Origin of the sequence: Pseudomonas sp. OTU5201, from assembly GCF_038440135.1 — a bacterium.
Taxonomy (GTDB): Bacteria; Pseudomonadota; Gammaproteobacteria; order Pseudomonadales; family Pseudomonadaceae; genus Metapseudomonas; species Metapseudomonas resinovorans.
Genome location: NZ_JASATC010000075.1, coordinates 1 through 15,608 on the forward strand (window position 1 = coordinate 1; position 15,608 = coordinate 15,608).

Sequence of the window (15,608 nt, forward strand, 5' to 3'; positions counted from 1 at the left end):
AGAAGAAGGTGGTCGTCACACCCCGTTCTTCAAGGGCTACCGTCCGCAGTTCTACTTCCGTACCACTGACGTGACCGGTAACTGCGAGCTGCCGGAAGGCGTAGAGATGGTAATGCCGGGCGACAACATCAAGATGGTTGTCACCCTGATCGCTCCGATTGCCATGGAAGACGGCCTGCGCTTCGCGATCCGCGAAGGCGGTCGTACCGTAGGCGCCGGTGTTGTGGCCAAGATCATCGAATAACGACTTGATCTTGGTGTGTCAGGCCGGCATAATGGTCGGCCTGACTTTGTTACAGGCCAGTAGCTCAATTGGCAGAGCGGCGGTCTCCAAAACCGCAGGTTGGGGGTTCGATTCCCTCCTGGCCTGCCAGATTCCAAGAATGAGAATCTGGCATTTCTCTCACAGGATCCTAGCTGATGAATGCCAAGGCTGAAGCCAAAGAAGCACGCTTCGACGTTCTGAAGTGGGTTGTTGTGGTGGCTCTTGTTGCTGTTGGTGTGGTCGGTAATCAGTATTTTTCTGCTGAGCCGATCCTGTACCGCGTTCTCGCGCTTCTTGCTCTTGCTGCTGTTGCTGCTGTTGTGGCTCTGCAGACCGCTAAGGGTCAGGCTTTCTTTGTTCTCGCCAAGGAAGCTCGCGCGGAAATTCGCAAGGTTGTTTGGCCGACCCGTCAGGAAACCACCCAGACCACTCTGATTGTTGTGGCTGTCGTGCTGGTAATGGCGCTGCTGTTGTGGGGGCTTGATACCCTGCTCGGCTGGCTTGTTTCGTTGATTGTTGGTTAATAGGTGCGCCGTGGCTAAGCGTTGGTACGTTGTGCATGCTTACTCGGGTTACGAGAAGCATGTCATGCGCTCGCTGATTGAGCGCGTCAAGCTGGCTGGCATGGAAGACGAGTTCGGCGAGATTCTGGTCCCCACTGAAGAAGTGGTGGAGATGCGTAATGGCCAGAAGCGCAAGAGCGAGCGTAAGTTCTTCCCCGGTTATGTTCTAGTCCAGATGGAAATGAACGAGGCGACTTGGCATCTGATCAAGGATACGCCACGTGTCATGGGCTTCATTGGTGGTACTGCCGATAAGCCGGCTCCCATCACTGAGAAGGAGGCTGAGGCTATCCTGCGGCGTGTTGCTGATAGTGGTGACAAGCCGAAGCCGAAGACTCTGTTTGAGCCGGGCGAGACAGTTCGCGTCATTGACGGTCCGTTTGCTGACTTCAACGGCGTTGTTGAGGAAGTTAACTACGAAAAGAGTCGGATCCAGGTGGCCGTGCTCATTTTCGGTCGCTCTACCCCGGTAGAGTTGGAGTTCAGTCAGGTCGAGAAGGCTTAACTGACAATGGCATCCCAACCCCGCAGCCCTAGGTTGCGGGGTTTTGTCGTCATTGGGATAAACGCGAAAGCAATCGGGGAGCCTTTAGGCGCTAGAACCCGTAACTGGAGTTATACATGGCTAAGAAGATTCAAGCTTATATCAAGCTGCAAGTGAAGGCCGGTCAGGCCAACCCGTCGCCGCCCGTCGGTCCGGCGCTGGGTCAGCACGGCGTGAACATCATGGAATTCTGCAAGGCGTTCAACGCCAGGACTCAGGGCCTCGAGCCGGGTCTGCCGACTCCTGTGATCATCACCGTATACAGCGACCGCAGCTTCACTTTCGAGACCAAGAGCACCCCGGCTTCCGTGCTGCTGAAGAAAGCAGCCGGCATCGCCAGCGGTTCCCCGCGTCCGAACACCCAGAAGGTAGGCACCGTTACCCGTGCTCAGCTGGAAGAGATCGCAAAAGCCAAGAAGGCTGATCTGACTGCAGCTGACCTGGATGCGGCCGTGCGTAGCATCGCCGGCTCCGCTCGTAGCATGGGCCTGAACGTGGAGGGTGTGTAATGGCTAAGCTGACCAAGCGCCAAAAGGCAATTGCCGAGAAAGTAGAAGCTGGCAAGCAGTACGCTTTCGAAGACGCCGCCAAACTGCTGGCTGAACTGGCTACCTCCAAGTTCAAGGAGTCCGTGGATATCGCCATCAATCTGGGCGTCGATCCGCGTAAATCCGACCAGGTCGTTCGTGGTGCCACCGTTCTGCCGAATGGTACCGGTAAGAGCGTTCGCGTTGCCGTGTTCACTCAGGGTCCTGCTGCCGAAGCCGCACTGGCTGCCGGCGCCGACCGCGTTGGCATGGACGAGCTGGCTGCCGAGATGAAGGGCGGCGACCTGAGCTACGACGTGGTCATTGCCTCCCCGGACGCAATGCGTGTCGTCGGTCAGCTGGGTCAGATCCTCGGTCCGCGCGGCCTGATGCCGAACCCGAAGGTCGGTACCGTGACTCCTGACGTGGCTACCGCTGTCAAGAATGCCAAGGCTGGTCAGGTGCGTTTCCGTACTGACAAGAACGGCATCATTCACGCTTCTGTAGGTAAGGTCGACTTCGAGCCGGTCAAGCTGAAGCAGAACGTGGAAGCCTTGCTGGTTGATCTGAAGCGTCTGAAGCCGTCGACCTCGAAAGGCGTCTACGTCCAGCGCGTGACCCTGAGCAGCACCATGGGCCCGGGTCTGCAGATCGACCAGGCTTCGCTGGAAGCCTAAGAAATAAAGTCGCAGCGGGCCTGCCCGCTGCGCAGGTATTGGGGTCCCTGCCTGGCGGGGGCTATCCAAGACCGTAGGCGGCGCAAGCCTCAAACCGGGAATCGATTCCCGAGCCTACGCAGATGGTGCTCCCGATTCGGTTGCCGAATCAGACACCAAAACGCCGCCCGGCCTCGGCCGGACGAAACGGTAACATCCAGGAGTTAGACCCGTGGCAATTAAACTCGAAGACAAGAAGGCCATCGTCGCTGAAGTCAACGAGGCTGCCAAAGCTGGCCTGTCCGCTGTCGTGGCTGATGCCCGTGGCGTGACCGTAGCCGCTATGACCGGACTCCGTAAAGAGGCCCGCGAGGCTGGCGTGTACGTACGTGTCGTGCGTAACACTCTGGCTCGTCGCGCCGTTGCCGGCACTCAGTTCGAAGTGCTCAACGACGTGTTCAAAGGCCCGACCCTGATTGCGTTCTCCAACGAACATCCGGGCGCTGCTGCTCGTATCTTCAAGGAATTCGCCAAGGGTCAGGACAAGTTCGAGATCAAGGCCGCTGCATTCGAGGGCCAGTTCCTCGCAGCCAATCAGATCGACGTACTGGCGACCCTGCCGACCTACAACGAAGCCGTTGCGCAGCTGATGAGCGTTATCCAAGGCGCTACCAGCAAGCTGGCTCGTACTCTGGCGGCAATTCGCGACCAGAAAGAAGGCGCTGCTGCCTGATCCAGGCCGCATAGTCCCTTTCACGCTACTTTGTTCAATTTTTGATGGCCGCGAAGGCTGTCCACCAATACAGGAATTAGAGTCATGGCTCTGACCAACGAAGACATCATCAACGCCGTATCCGAAATGTCCGTCATGCAGATCGTTGAACTGATCAAAGCGATGGAAGAGAAGTTCGGTGTTACCGCTGCTGCTGCCGTTGCTGCTGGCCCGGCTGCTGCCGCTGCTGTTGTTGAAGAACAAACCGAGTTCAACATCATCCTGACCGAAGCCGGCGAGAAGAAAGTGAACGTCATCAAAGTCGTTCGCGAACTGACCGGTCTGGGTCTGAAAGAAGCCAAGGCAGTTGTTGACGGCGCCCCGGGCGTGGTCAAGGAAGGCGCTTCCAAGGAAGAGGCCGAAGCTGCCAAGAAAGCTCTGGAAGAAGCTGGCGCCAAAGTCGAGCTCAAGTAAGCGACGACCTTGCGTCAACAGCCGGTGCGCTCCGCGCAAGGCTGACGGCTGGTGGCTTATGCCACCGGCCTTTTTCCGTTCTAGGTGGTTGTCTCCGTACGCTACCCGGAACGTGACCCGACCTCCAGTGGGAGGCGGAGCAGACCAAGGGGTCTGCAAGATTTTCTGGCTACTCCCGTCGGAGGGGCCAAACAAGCAGGTGACCAAGCTGGGGAACGCTGATGGCTTACTCATACACTGAGAAAAAACGTATCCGCAAAGACTTTAGCAAGTTGCCGGACGTCATGGATGTACCCTACCTCCTGGCCATCCAGCTGGATTCGTATCGCGAATTCCTGCAGGCGGGAGTCAGCAAAGAGCAGTTCCGTGACATCGGTCTGCACGCGGCCTTCAAGTCTGTTTTCCCGATCATCAGCTATTCCGGCAATGCCGCCCTGGAATACGTCGGTTATCGCCTGGGCGAGCCGGCCTTCGATGTCAAGGAATGCGTGCTGCGTGGCGTGACGTTCGCCGTGCCGCTGCGGGTAAAAGTCCGTCTGATCATCTTCGACAAAGAGTCGTCGAACAAAGCGATCAAGGACATCAAGGAGCAAGAAGTCTACATGGGGGAAATCCCCCTGATGACCGAGAACGGTACCTTCATCATCAACGGTACCGAACGCGTCATCGTGTCCCAGCTGCACCGCTCCCCGGGCGTGTTCTTCGATCATGACCGTGGCAAGACGCACAGCTCGGGCAAGCTGCTGTACTCTGCTCGCATCATTCCTTACCGCGGTTCCTGGTTGGACTTCGAGTTCGATCCGAAGGACTGCGTGTTCGTGCGTATCGACCGTCGCCGCAAACTGCCGGCTACTGTCCTGCTGCGCGCACTGAACTACACCACCGAAGAAGTGCTGAACGCCTTCTACGCGACCAACGTCTTCCACGTGAAGGGCGAAGGCCTGCACCTGGAGCTGGTACCGCAACGTCTGCGCGGCGAGATCGCCGTGTTCGACATCAAGGACCAGAACGGCAAGGTGATCGTAGAGCAGGGCCGTCGTATCACTGCCCGCCACATCAATCAGCTGGAAAAAGCAGGTATCAAGGAACTGGAAGTCCCGATGGACTACGTCCTTGGCCGCACCTCGGCTAAGGCCATCGTGCATCCGGCGACCGGCGAGATCATTGCCGAGTGTAATACCGAGCTGACCACTGACCTGCTGGTGAAGATTGCCAAGGCCCAGGTCGTTCGCATCGAGACCCTGTACACCAACGACATCGACTGCGGTCCGTTCATTTCAGACACCCTGAAGATCGATTCCACCGGCAACCAGCTGGAAGCCCTGGTCGAGATCTACCGCATGATGCGCCCTGGCGAGCCGCCGACTAAGGAAGCCGCTGAGACCCTGTTCAACAACCTGTTCTTCAGCGCCGAGCGTTACGACCTTTCTGCCGTTGGTCGCATGAAGTTCAACCGCCGCATCGGTCGTTCCGAGATCGAAGGCTCTGGCGTGTTGAGCAAGGAAGACATCGTCGATGTCCTCAAGACTCTGGTCGACATCCGTAACGGCAAAGGCATCGTCGACGACATCGACCACCTCGGTAACCGTCGTGTCCGTTGCGTTGGCGAGATGGCCGAGAACCAGTTCCGTGTTGGCCTGGTGCGTGTAGAGCGCGCGGTCAAGGAGCGTCTGTCCATGGCCGAAAGCGAAGGCTTGATGCCGCAGGACCTGATCAACGCCAAGCCTGTGGCGGCCGCGATCAAGGAGTTCTTCGGTTCCAGTCAGCTTTCGCAGTTCATGGACCAGAACAACCCGCTTTCCGAGATTACCCACAAGCGCCGCGTTTCTGCTCTCGGCCCAGGCGGTCTGACTCGTGAGCGTGCAGGCTTCGAAGTTCGCGACGTACACCCGACTCATTACGGTCGTGTGTGCCCGATCGAAACGCCTGAGGGCCCGAACATCGGTCTGATCAACTCCCTGGCGACCTACGCCCGCACCAACCAGTACGGCTTCCTGGAAAGCCCGTACCGTGTGGTGAAAGGCACCCAGGTGACTGACGAAATCGTTTTCCTCTCCGCCATCGAAGAGGCTGACCACGTTATCGCCCAGGCATCGGCAACGATGAACGAGAAAGGTCAGTTGGTCGACGAGCTGGTGGCCGTGCGTCACCTGAACGAATTCACCGTCAAGGCGCCTGAAGACGTGACCCTGATGGACGTTTCGCCGAAGCAGGTCGTTTCCGTCGCTGCCTCGCTGATTCCGTTCCTAGAGCACGACGACGCCAACCGAGCGCTCATGGGTTCGAACATGCAGCGTCAGGCCGTGCCGACCCTGCGTGCCGACAAGCCCCTGGTCGGTACCGGCATGGAGCGCAACGTAGCTCGCGACTCCGGCGTTTGCGTCGTGGCTCGCCGTGGCGGCGTGATCGACTCCGTCGATGCCAGTCGAATCGTAGTTCGCGTCAATGACGACGAAGTTGAAACCGGCGAAGCCGGCGTCGACATCTACAACCTGACCAAATACACCCGTTCCAACCAGAACACCTGCATCAACCAGCGTCCGCTGGTGCAGAAGGGTGACGTGGTCGCTCGCGCCGACATCCTGGCCGATGGTCCGTCCACCGACATGGGCGAGCTGGCCCTGGGCCAGAACATGCGCGTCGCGTTCATGCCCTGGAACGGCTTCAACTTCGAAGACTCCATCTGCCTGTCCGAGCGCGTGGTCCAGGAAGACCGCTTCACCACGATCCACATCCAGGAACTGACCTGTGTGGCGCGTGACACCAAGCTCGGCCCAGAAGAAATCACCGCGGACATCCCGAACGTGGGTGAGGCCGCGCTGAACAAGCTGGACGAAGCGGGCATCGTCTACGTTGGCGCCGAAGTGCAGGCTGGCGACATTCTGGTCGGCAAGGTCACCCCGAAGGGCGAGACCCAGCTGACTCCGGAAGAGAAGCTGCTGCGCGCGATCTTCGGCGAGAAGGCTTCCGACGTGAAGGACACCTCCCTGCGCGTGCCGACCGGCACCAAGGGCACTGTCATCGACGTCCAGGTCTTCACCCGCGACGGCGTGGAGCGCGATAGCCGCGCCCTGGCCATCGAGAAGATGCAGCTGGACGAGATCCGCAAGGATCTCAACGAAGAGTTCCGCATCGTCGAAGGTGCGACCTTCGAGCGTCTGCGTTCTGCCCTGGTTGGCCAGGTCGCTGAAGGCGGCGCGGGCGTGAAGAAAGGCACCGAGATCACCCACGAGTACCTCGATGGTCTCGAGCGCGGCCAGTGGTTCAAGCTGCGCATGTCCGAAGACGCCCTGAACGAGCAGCTGGAAAAGGCCCAGGCCTATCTGTCTGATCGTCGCCAGATGCTGGACGACAAGTTCGAAGACAAGAAGCGCAAGCTGCAGCAGGGCGACGACCTGGCTCCGGGCGTGCTGAAGATCGTCAAGGTCTACCTGGCCATCAAGCGCCGCATCCAGCCGGGCGACAAGATGGCGGGCCGCCACGGTAACAAGGGTGTGGTCTCCGTGATCATGCCGGTCGAAGACATGCCGCACGACGCCAATGGCACCCCGGTCGATATCGTCCTGAACCCGCTGGGCGTACCGTCTCGTATGAACGTCGGTCAGATCCTCGAAACCCACCTGGGCCTCGCGGCCAAGGGCCTGGGCGAGAAGATCAACCGCATGCTCGAAGAGCAGCGCAAGATTGCCGAACTGCGCAAGTTCCTCCACGAGATCTACAACGAGATCGGTGGCCGCCAGGAAAGCCTGGACGAACTGGGCGACCAGGAAATCCTGGATCTGGCGAAGAACCTGCGCGCTGGCGTTCCAATGGCAACCCCGGTGTTCGACGGCGCCAAGGAAAGCGAGATCAAAGCCATGCTGAAGCTCGCCGACCTGCCGGAGAGCGGTCAGATGCGCTTGTTCGACGGTCGTACCGGGAACATGTTCGAGCGTCCGACCACTGTCGGCTACATGTACATGCTCAAGCTGAACCACCTGGTCGACGACAAGATGCACGCACGTTCCACCGGCTCCTACAGCCTGGTTACCCAGCAGCCGCTGGGTGGTAAGGCGCAGTTCGGTGGCCAGCGTTTCGGGGAGATGGAGGTCTGGGCACTGGAAGCCTATGGCGCCGCCTACACCCTGCAGGAAATGCTGACCGTGAAGTCGGACGACGTGAACGGCCGGACCAAGATGTACAAGAACATCGTGGACGGCGATCACCGCATGGAGGCCGGCATGCCCGAGTCCTTCAACGTGTTGATCAAAGAGATCCGTTCGCTCGGCATCGACATCGAACTGGAAACCGAATAACACGCGACGCCCAAAACGCTACGGCTGGTCAAGGCCGGTCGTAGCGGGTCCGTGAGGAGGAAAGGCCTTGAAAGACTTGCTGAATCTGTTGAAAAACCAGGGTCAAATCGAAGAGTTCGATGCCATCCGTATTGGTCTGGCCTCGCCCGAGATGATCCGTTCCTGGTCCTTCGGTGAAGTGAAGAAGCCGGAGACCATCAACTACCGTACCTTCAAGCCGGAGCGCGATGGCCTGTTCTGCGCCAAGATCTTCGGCCCGGTGAAGGACTATGAGTGCCTGTGCGGTAAGTACAAGCGCCTGAAACACCGTGGTGTGATCTGCGAGAAGTGCGGCGTGGAAGTCGCGCTGGCCAAGGTGCGCCGCGAGCGCATGGGCCACATCGAGCTGGCTTCGCCGGTCGCCCACATCTGGTTCCTGAAGTCCCTGCCGTCCCGTATCGGCCTGCTGCTGGACATGACCCTGCGTGACATCGAGCGCGTGCTCTATTTCGAGAGCTACGTGGTGATCGATCCGGGCATGACCACCCTGGAAAAGGGCCAGCTGCTGAACGACGAGCAGTACTTCGAGTCCCTCGAAGAATTCGGTGACGACTTCGACGCGCGCATGGGCGCCGAGGCCGTTCGCGAGCTGCTCAACGCGATCGACCTGGAGCACGAGATTGGCCGCCTGCGCGAGGAAATCCCGCAGACCAACTCGGAAACCAAGATCAAGAAGCTGTCCAAGCGCCTGAAGCTGATGGAAGCCTTCAAGGATTCCGGCAACCACCCCGAGTGGATGGTGCTGACCGTCCTGCCGGTGCTGCCTCCGGACCTGCGTCCGCTGGTTCCGCTGGATGGCGGCCGTTTCGCGACTTCCGACCTGAACGATCTGTATCGTCGCGTCATCAACCGCAACAACCGCCTGAAGCGCCTGCTCGACCTGGCCGCTCCGGACATCATCGTGCGCAACGAAAAGCGCATGCTGCAGGAAGCCGTCGACGCCCTCCTGGACAACGGCCGTCGCGGCCGTGCCATCACCGGCTCGAACAAGCGCCCGCTGAAGTCCCTGGCCGACATGATCAAGGGCAAGCAAGGTCGCTTCCGTCAAAACCTGCTCGGTAAGCGCGTGGACTACTCCGGTCGTTCCGTGATCACCGTGGGTCCGACCCTGCGACTGCACCAGTGCGGTCTGCCGAAGAAGATGGCCCTCGAGCTGTTCAAGCCGTTCATTTTCGGCAAGCTCGAAGCCCGCGGCATGGCCACCACCATCAAGGCGGCCAAGAAAATGGTCGAGCGCGAACTGCCCGAGGTCTGGGACGTTCTCGCCGAAGTCATCCGCGAACACCCCGTACTGCTGAACCGTGCACCGACCCTCCACCGTCTGGGTATCCAGGCGTTCGAGCCGGTGCTCATCGAAGGCAAGGCGATCCAGCTGCACCCGCTGGTCTGCGCGGCGTACAACGCCGACTTCGACGGTGACCAGATGGCCGTTCACGTCCCGCTGACCCTCGAGGCCCAGCTGGAAGCGCGCGCGCTGATGATGTCCACCAACAACATCCTGTCCCCCGCCAACGGCGAGCCGATCATCGTGCCGTCGCAGGACGTGGTATTGGGTCTGTACTACATGACCCGCGAAGCCGTTAACGCCAAGGGCGAAGGCCGCGTGTTCGCTGACCTGCAGGAAGTCGACCGCGTGTTCCGCGCCGGCGAGGCGTCCCTGCACGCCCGCGTGAAAGTGCGGATCAAGGAAGTTGTGAAGGAAAAGGACGGCTCCATCTCCAAGAACACTCGCATCGTCGACACCACTGTTGGTCGCGCGCTGCTGTTCCAGGTTGTGCCGGCCGGCCTGTCCTTCGACGTGGTCAACCAGCCGATGAAGAAGAAGGCGATCTCCAAGCTGATCAACCAGTGCTACCGTGTGGTTGGTCTGAAGGACACCGTCATCTTCGCTGACCAGTTGATGTACACCGGTTTCGCTTACTCCACCATTTCTGGTGTCTCGATCGGCGTGAACGACTTCGTCATTCCGGACGAGAAGGCCCGCATCATCGACGCCGCCACCGAGGAAGTGAAGGAGATCGAATCCCAGTACGCTTCCGGCCTGGTAACCCAGGGCGAGAAGTACAACAAGGTGATCGACCTTTGGTCCAAGGCCAACGACGAAGTGTCCAAGGCGATGATGTCCAACCTCTCGAAAGAGAAGGTCATCGACCGCGAGGGCAAGGAAGTCGACCAGGAGTCCTTCAACTCCATGTACATGATGGCGGACTCCGGTGCGCGGGGCTCGGCTGCCCAGATTCGTCAGCTGGCCGGTATGCGTGGTCTGATGGCCAAGCCGGACGGCTCCATCATCGAGACCCCCATCACCGCGAACTTCCGTGAAGGCCTGAACGTACTGCAATACTTCATCTCCACTCACGGTGCTCGTAAGGGTCTGGCGGATACCGCCCTGAAGACCGCGAACTCCGGTTACCTGACTCGTCGTCTCGTTGACGTCGCCCAGGATCTGGTAGTGACCGAGATCGACTGCGGTACCGAGCACGGCCTGCTGATGACTCCGCACATCGAAGGCGGCGACGTGGTCGAGCCTTTGGGTGAGCGTGTACTGGGTCGTGTTATCGCCCGTGATGTGTTCAAGCCGGGTAGCGACGATGGCGAAGTGATCGTTCCTGCCGGTACCCTGATCGATGAGCAGTGGGTCGAGTTTGTCGAGCGCATGAGCGTCGACGAAGTGATCGTGCGTTCGCCGATCACCTGCGAAACCCGCTACGGCATCTGCGCCAAGTGCTACGGTCGTGATCTGGCTCGTGGTCACCAGGTGAACATCGGTGAAGCGGTTGGCGTAATTGCCGCCCAGTCCATCGGTGAGCCGGGTACCCAGCTGACCATGCGTACCTTCCACATCGGTGGTGCGGCTAGCCGGACCTCCGCGGCTGACAACGTCCAGGTGAAAAATGGCGGCACCATCCGTCTGCACAACCTGAAGCATGTCGAGCGTCTGGACGGTGCCCTGGTGGCAGTGTCCCGTTCCGGTGAGCTGGCCGTGGCCGACGACTTCGGTCGCGAGCGCGAGCGCTACAAGCTGCCGTACGGTGCTGTGATTTCGGTGAAGGAAGGCGACAAAGTCGACCCGGGCGCAATCGTCGCCAAGTGGGACCCGCACACCCACCCGATCGTGACCGAAATGAAGGGTACTGTGACCTTCGTCGGTATGGAGGAGGGGATCACCATCAAGCGTCAGACCGACGAACTGACAGGTCTGACCAACATCGAGGTTCTTGATCCGAAGGACCGTCCGGCCGCTGGCAAGGACATCCGTCCGGCTGTGAAGCTGGTCGATGCCAACGGCAAGGAGCTGCTGCTGCCTGGCACTGATGTGCCTGCACAGTACTTCCTGCCGGCAAACGCCCTGGTGGGTGTGGCCGACGGTGCCCAGGTGGGCGTGGGTGATGTAATCGCCCGTATCCCGCAGGAAACCTCGAAGACTCGTGACATCACCGGTGGTCTGCCGCGCGTGGCCGACCTGTTCGAAGCTCGCCGTCCGAAAGAGCCTTCGATCCTGGCGGAAGTCAGCGGCACCATCTCCTTCGGTAAGGAGACCAAGGGCAAGCGCCGTCTGGTCATTACCCCGAACGATGGCAGTGATCCGTACGAGGAGCTGATTCCGAAGTGGCGTCACCTCAACGTGTTCGAAGGCGAACAGGTAAACCGCGGCGAAGTTATCTCCGACGGCCCGAGCAACCCGCACGATATCCTGCGTTTGCTGGGTGTCAGCGCGCTGGCCAAGTACATCGTCAACGAGATTCAGGACGTGTACCGCTTGCAGGGCGTGAAGATCAACGACAAGCACATCGAGACCATCCTGCGTCAGATGTTGCGGAAGGTCGAGATCGCGGAGTCCGGCGATTCCAGTTTCATCAAGGGCGACCAGATGGAACTGACCCAGGTGCTGGAAGAGAACGAGCGTCTGGCGACTGAAGATCGCTTCATCGCCAAGTTCGAGCGCGTTCTGCTGGGTATCACCAAGGCCTCGCTGTCCACCGAGTCGTTCATCTCTGCGGCGTCCTTCCAGGAAACCACCCGCGTCCTCACCGAGGCGGCGGTTACCGGCAAGCGCGACTACCTGCGCGGCCTGAAGGAAAACGTGGTGGTGGGTCGTCTGATCCCGGCCGGTACCGGTCTGGCCTACCACAGTGAGCGCAAGCGTCAGCGCGAAGCCGGCAAGCCGCTCCGCGTCAGCGCTAGCGAAGTGGAAGCGGCGCTCACCGAAGCGTTGAACTCCAGCAGCAATTGAGTGCAAACCCCCGGCGGTCTTTACCGTCGGGGGCTTTGCCTTGACGGGGGCTATGAGTCTCTTTAGACTCATGCACCCCTAAATTTGGCAGGGCGCTTGGCTCTGTCATTTTGCTTTCTTTGTAAGGCAATAGCGTCGAAAGACAACAGTGGAGCAATTAGATGGCAACTATTAACCAGCTGGTGCGTAAGCCGCGCAGCCGTATCGTCGAGAAATCCGACGTACCTGCGCTGCAAAACTGCCCGCAGCGTCGCGGCGTTTGCACCCGCGTCTACACCACCACGCCGAAGAAGCCGAACTCTGCACTGCGTAAAGTGTGCCGTGTTCGTCTGACCAACGGCTACGAAGTGACTTCGTACATCGGTGGTGAAGGTCACAACCTGCAAGAGCACAGCGTAGTGCTGATCCGTGGCGGTCGTGTAAAAGACCTTCCGGGTGTGCGTTACCACACCGTGCGCGGTTCGCTGGATACCACCGGCGTTAAAGACCGTAAGCAGGGTCGTTCCAAGTACGGTACCAAGCGTCCGAAATAATTCGGCGTTTAACAGTTTTTTTATTCATTGAGTCGATAAGAGTAAGGTCGGGCGTAACCGAATGGTTATGGTCCCGGGCTAACCTGAAGACCGTTTGAGGGCTTATCAATGCCAAGACGTCGTGTAGCAGCCAAGCGTGAGATTCTGGACGATCCGAAATACGGAAGCCTGATTCTCGCCAAGTTCATGAACCACGTGATGGAAAGCGGCAAGAAGGCTGTAGCCGAGCGCATCGTTTACGGTGCCCTGGATACCGTCAAAGCACGCAAGAACAGCGATCCCCTGGAGATCTTCGAGAAAGCTCTCGACGCCATCGCTCCGCTGGTCGAAGTCAAGTCCCGCCGTGTAGGCGGTGCTACTTACCAGGTTCCGGTCGAAGTTCGTCCGTCGCGTCGTAATGCCCTGGCCATGCGCTGGCTGGTCGAGTCCGCGCGCAAGCGTGGCGAGAAATCCATGGCCCTGCGTCTCGCGGGCGAGCTGCTGGATGCCTTCGATGGCAAAGGCGCTGCTGTCAAGAAGCGTGAAGATGTGCACCGCATGGCAGAGGCCAACAAGGCCTTCTCGCATTATCGCTTCTAATCTAGCGAGGATTTTTTCGTGGCTCGTACAACCCCTATCAACCGCTACCGTAACATCGGTATCTGCGCACACGTAGACGCCGGTAAGACCACTACTACGGAGCGGATCCTGTTCTACACAGGTCTCAGCCACAAAATGGGTGAGGTGCACGACGGTGCCGCCACTACCGACTGGATGGTTCAGGAGCAGGAGCGTGGTATTACCATTACCTCCGCTGCTGTAACTACCTTCTGGAAAGGTTCTCGTGGTCAGTTCGACAACTACCGTGTCAACGTGATCGACACCCCCGGCCACGTTGACTTCACCATCGAAGTAGAGCGTTCGCTGCGCGTGCTCGACGGTGCGGTTGTGGTCTTCTGCGGTACCTCCGGCGTTGAGCCGCAGTCCGAGACTGTATGGCGTCAAGCCAACAAATACGGCGTGCCGCGCATCGTCTACGTGAACAAGATGGACCGTGCTGGCGCCAACTTCCTGCGCGTTGTAGGTCAGATCAAGAACCGTCTGGGCCACACTCCGGTTCCGGTTCAGCTGGCTATCGGCGCTGAAGACGACTTCCAGGGCCAGATCGACCTGATCAAGATGAAGGCGATCTACTGGAACGAAGACGACAAGGGTACTACCTACCGCGAGGAGGAGATCCCGGCCGAGCTTCAGGGGCTGGCTGAAGAGTGGCGCTCCAACATGGTTGAGGCGGCTGCCGAAGCCAACGAAGAGCTGATGAACAAGTACCTGGAAGAGGGTGAGCTGACCGCCGAAGAAATCAAGGCTGGTCTGCGTGCTCGTACTCTGGCCAGCGAAATCGTTCCGGCTGTTTGCGGTTCTTCCTTCAAGAACAAGGGCGTGCCCCTGGTTCTCGACGCCGTGATCGACTTCCTGCCTGCTCCGACCGAGATTCCGCCGATCCAGGGCACCAACCCGGATAACGAGGAGATTGTCGACGAGCGTCGTGCAGACGATAGCGAGCCGTTCTCCGCTCTGGCGTTCAAGATCGCGACCGACCCGTTCGTCGGTACTCTGACCTTCGCTCGTGTTTATTCCGGCGTCCTCGCTTCCGGCGACTCCGTACTGAACTCGGTAAAGGGTAAGAAGGAGCGCGTGGGTCGGATGGTGCAGATGCACGCCAACCAGCGTGAAGAGATCAAGGAATGCCGTGCCGGTGACATCGCTGCGCTGATCGGCATGAAGGACGTCACCACGGGTGACACCCTGTGCGATCTCGACAAGCCGATCATCCTTGAGCGCATGGACTTCCCGGAGCCGGTAATTTCCGTCGCCGTGGAGCCCAAGACCAAGGCGGACCAGGAGAAGATGGGTATCGCTCTGGGCAAGCTGGCTCAGGAAGATCCGTCCTTTCGCGTCAAGACCGACGAAGAGTCCGGTCAGACCATCATCTCCGGTATGGGTGAATTGCACCTGGATATCATCGTCGATCGCATGAAGCGCGAGTTCGGCGTTGAGGCCAACATCGGTAAGCCTCAAGTGGCCTATCGTGAAACCATCACCAAGGACAATGTCGAGATCGAAGGCAAATTCGTTCGTCAGTCCGGTGGTCGTGGTCAGTTCGGTCACTGCTGGATCCGCTTCTCGGCTGCTGAAGTCGACGAGAAGGGCAACATCACCGAAGGTCTGGTGTTCACCAACGAAGTCGTGGGTGGTGTGATTCCGAAGGAATACATCCCGGCGATCCAGAAGGGCATCGAAGAGCAGATGAAGAACGGCGTTGTTGCCGGCTATCCGCTGCTCGGCCTGAAGGCCTCCGTCTTCGACGGTTCGTACCATGACGTTGACTCCAACGAAATGGCGTTCAAGATCGCTGCCTCCATGGCAACCAAGCAGCTGGCCCAGAAGGGTGGTGGTAAGGTGCTTGAGCCGATCATGAAGGTAGAGGTGGTGACTCCTGAGGACTACATGGGTGACGTGATGGGTGACCTGAACCGTCGTCGTGGTCTGATTCAGGGGATGGAAGACAGCGTTTCCGGTAAGGTGATCCGTGCCGAGGTTCCGCTGGGCGAGATGTTCGGTTATGCGACCGACGTGCGTTCCATGTCCCAGGGTCGCGCGAGCTACTCCATGGAATTCTCCAAATACGCCGAAGCTCCGTCGAATGTCGTCGAAGCACTGGTTAAAAAACAAGGTTGATTCAGCCCTTTAAGTAAGAGGTTTACTGTCGTGGCTAAAGAAAAATTT

12 protein-coding genes and 1 tRNA gene are annotated in these 15,608 nt (G+C 59.2%); all 13 read left to right on the forward strand.

Annotated features, from left to right (window positions below; genetic code table 11):
* Nucleotides 1-244, forward strand: a 244-nt coding sequence (locus tag AAHM40_RS26580) for an EF-Tu C-terminal domain-related protein (protein WP_033985347.1), incomplete at its 5' end; no start/stop codon positions are given.
* 53 nt (nt 245-297) lie between these two features.
* Nucleotides 298-373: transfer RNA gene (locus AAHM40_RS26585), tRNA-Trp, on the forward strand.
* A gap of 47 nt (nt 374-420) precedes the next feature.
* Complete coding sequence (gene secE, locus AAHM40_RS26590) at nt 421-789, forward strand: preprotein translocase subunit SecE (RefSeq protein ID WP_077525952.1); 369 nt, start codon at nt 421-423, stop codon at nt 787-789.
* A 10-nt stretch (nt 790-799) separates the two neighbouring features.
* On the forward strand, nt 800-1,333 hold the full coding sequence (nusG, locus tag AAHM40_RS26595) for a transcription termination/antitermination protein NusG (RefSeq protein ID WP_028630537.1): 534 nt from the start codon (nt 800-802) through the stop codon (nt 1,331-1,333).
* A gap of 116 nt (nt 1,334-1,449) precedes the next feature.
* Nucleotides 1,450-1,881, forward strand: a complete 432-nt coding sequence (rplK, locus tag AAHM40_RS26600) for a 50S ribosomal protein L11 (RefSeq protein ID WP_280282992.1) — start codon at nt 1,450-1,452, stop codon at nt 1,879-1,881.
* Nucleotides 1,881-2,576: a 50S ribosomal protein L1 gene (gene rplA / locus AAHM40_RS26605; RefSeq protein WP_280282993.1), complete on the forward strand. Its 696-nt coding sequence runs from the start codon at nt 1,881-1,883 to the stop codon at nt 2,574-2,576. Before rplK ends, rplA begins: the two co-directional genes overlap by 1 nt.
* A gap of 211 nt (nt 2,577-2,787) precedes the next feature.
* Nucleotides 2,788-3,288, forward strand: a complete 501-nt coding sequence (gene rplJ / locus AAHM40_RS26610) for a 50S ribosomal protein L10 (protein WP_016490524.1) — start codon at nt 2,788-2,790, stop codon at nt 3,286-3,288.
* 84 nt (nt 3,289-3,372) lie between these two features.
* A complete protein-coding gene (gene rplL, locus AAHM40_RS26615) occupies nt 3,373-3,741 on the forward strand; it encodes a 50S ribosomal protein L7/L12 (protein WP_028630534.1) in 369 nt (122 codons plus the stop codon).
* Nucleotides 3,742-3,962: 221 nt separating this feature from the next.
* Entirely contained in the window at nt 3,963-8,036 is a 4,074-nt protein-coding gene (gene rpoB, locus AAHM40_RS26620) for a DNA-directed RNA polymerase subunit beta (protein ID WP_342247379.1), read from the forward strand.
* A 67-nt stretch (nt 8,037-8,103) separates the two neighbouring features.
* The gene (rpoC, locus tag AAHM40_RS26625) at nt 8,104-12,309 is read left to right on the forward strand and encodes a DNA-directed RNA polymerase subunit beta' (protein WP_028630532.1); all 4,206 of its coding nucleotides are present in this window, start codon (nt 8,104-8,106) and stop codon (nt 12,307-12,309) included.
* 161 nt (nt 12,310-12,470) lie between these two features.
* The gene (rpsL, locus tag AAHM40_RS26630; RefSeq protein WP_003448708.1) at nt 12,471-12,842 is read left to right on the forward strand and encodes a 30S ribosomal protein S12; all 372 of its coding nucleotides are present in this window, start codon (nt 12,471-12,473) and stop codon (nt 12,840-12,842) included.
* Between the two features lie 108 nt (nt 12,843-12,950).
* A complete protein-coding gene (gene rpsG / locus AAHM40_RS26635) occupies nt 12,951-13,421 on the forward strand; it encodes a 30S ribosomal protein S7 (protein ID WP_016490528.1) in 471 nt (156 codons plus the stop codon).
* Nucleotides 13,422-13,439: 18 nt separating this feature from the next.
* Nucleotides 13,440-15,560 carry an elongation factor G gene (fusA, locus tag AAHM40_RS26640; protein ID WP_280282998.1) on the forward strand — a complete coding sequence of 707 codons (2,121 nt, stop codon included), beginning with the start codon at nt 13,440-13,442 and terminating at the stop codon, nt 15,558-15,560.
* Nucleotides 15,561-15,608 lie beyond the last annotated feature (48 nt).

Excerpts from the sequence above, each read along its gene's own strand:
- rplL (WP_028630534.1), top strand. The coding sequence starts at position 3,373 with ATGGCTCTGACCAACGAAGACATCATCAACGCCGTATCCGAAATGTCC.
- rpsL (WP_003448708.1), top strand. The coding sequence starts at position 12,471 with ATGGCAACTATTAACCAGCTGGTGCGTAAGCCGCGCAGCCGTATCGTC.
- rplA (WP_280282993.1), top strand. The coding sequence starts at position 1,881 with ATGGCTAAGCTGACCAAGCGCCAAAAGGCAATTGCCGAGAAAGTAGAA.
- rplK (WP_280282992.1), top strand. The coding sequence starts at position 1,450 with ATGGCTAAGAAGATTCAAGCTTATATCAAGCTGCAAGTGAAGGCCGGT.
- secE (WP_077525952.1), top strand. The coding sequence starts at position 421 with ATGAATGCCAAGGCTGAAGCCAAAGAAGCACGCTTCGACGTTCTGAAG.
- rpoB (WP_342247379.1), top strand. The coding sequence starts at position 3,963 with ATGGCTTACTCATACACTGAGAAAAAACGTATCCGCAAAGACTTTAGC.
- rpsG (WP_016490528.1), top strand. The coding sequence starts at position 12,951 with ATGCCAAGACGTCGTGTAGCAGCCAAGCGTGAGATTCTGGACGATCCG.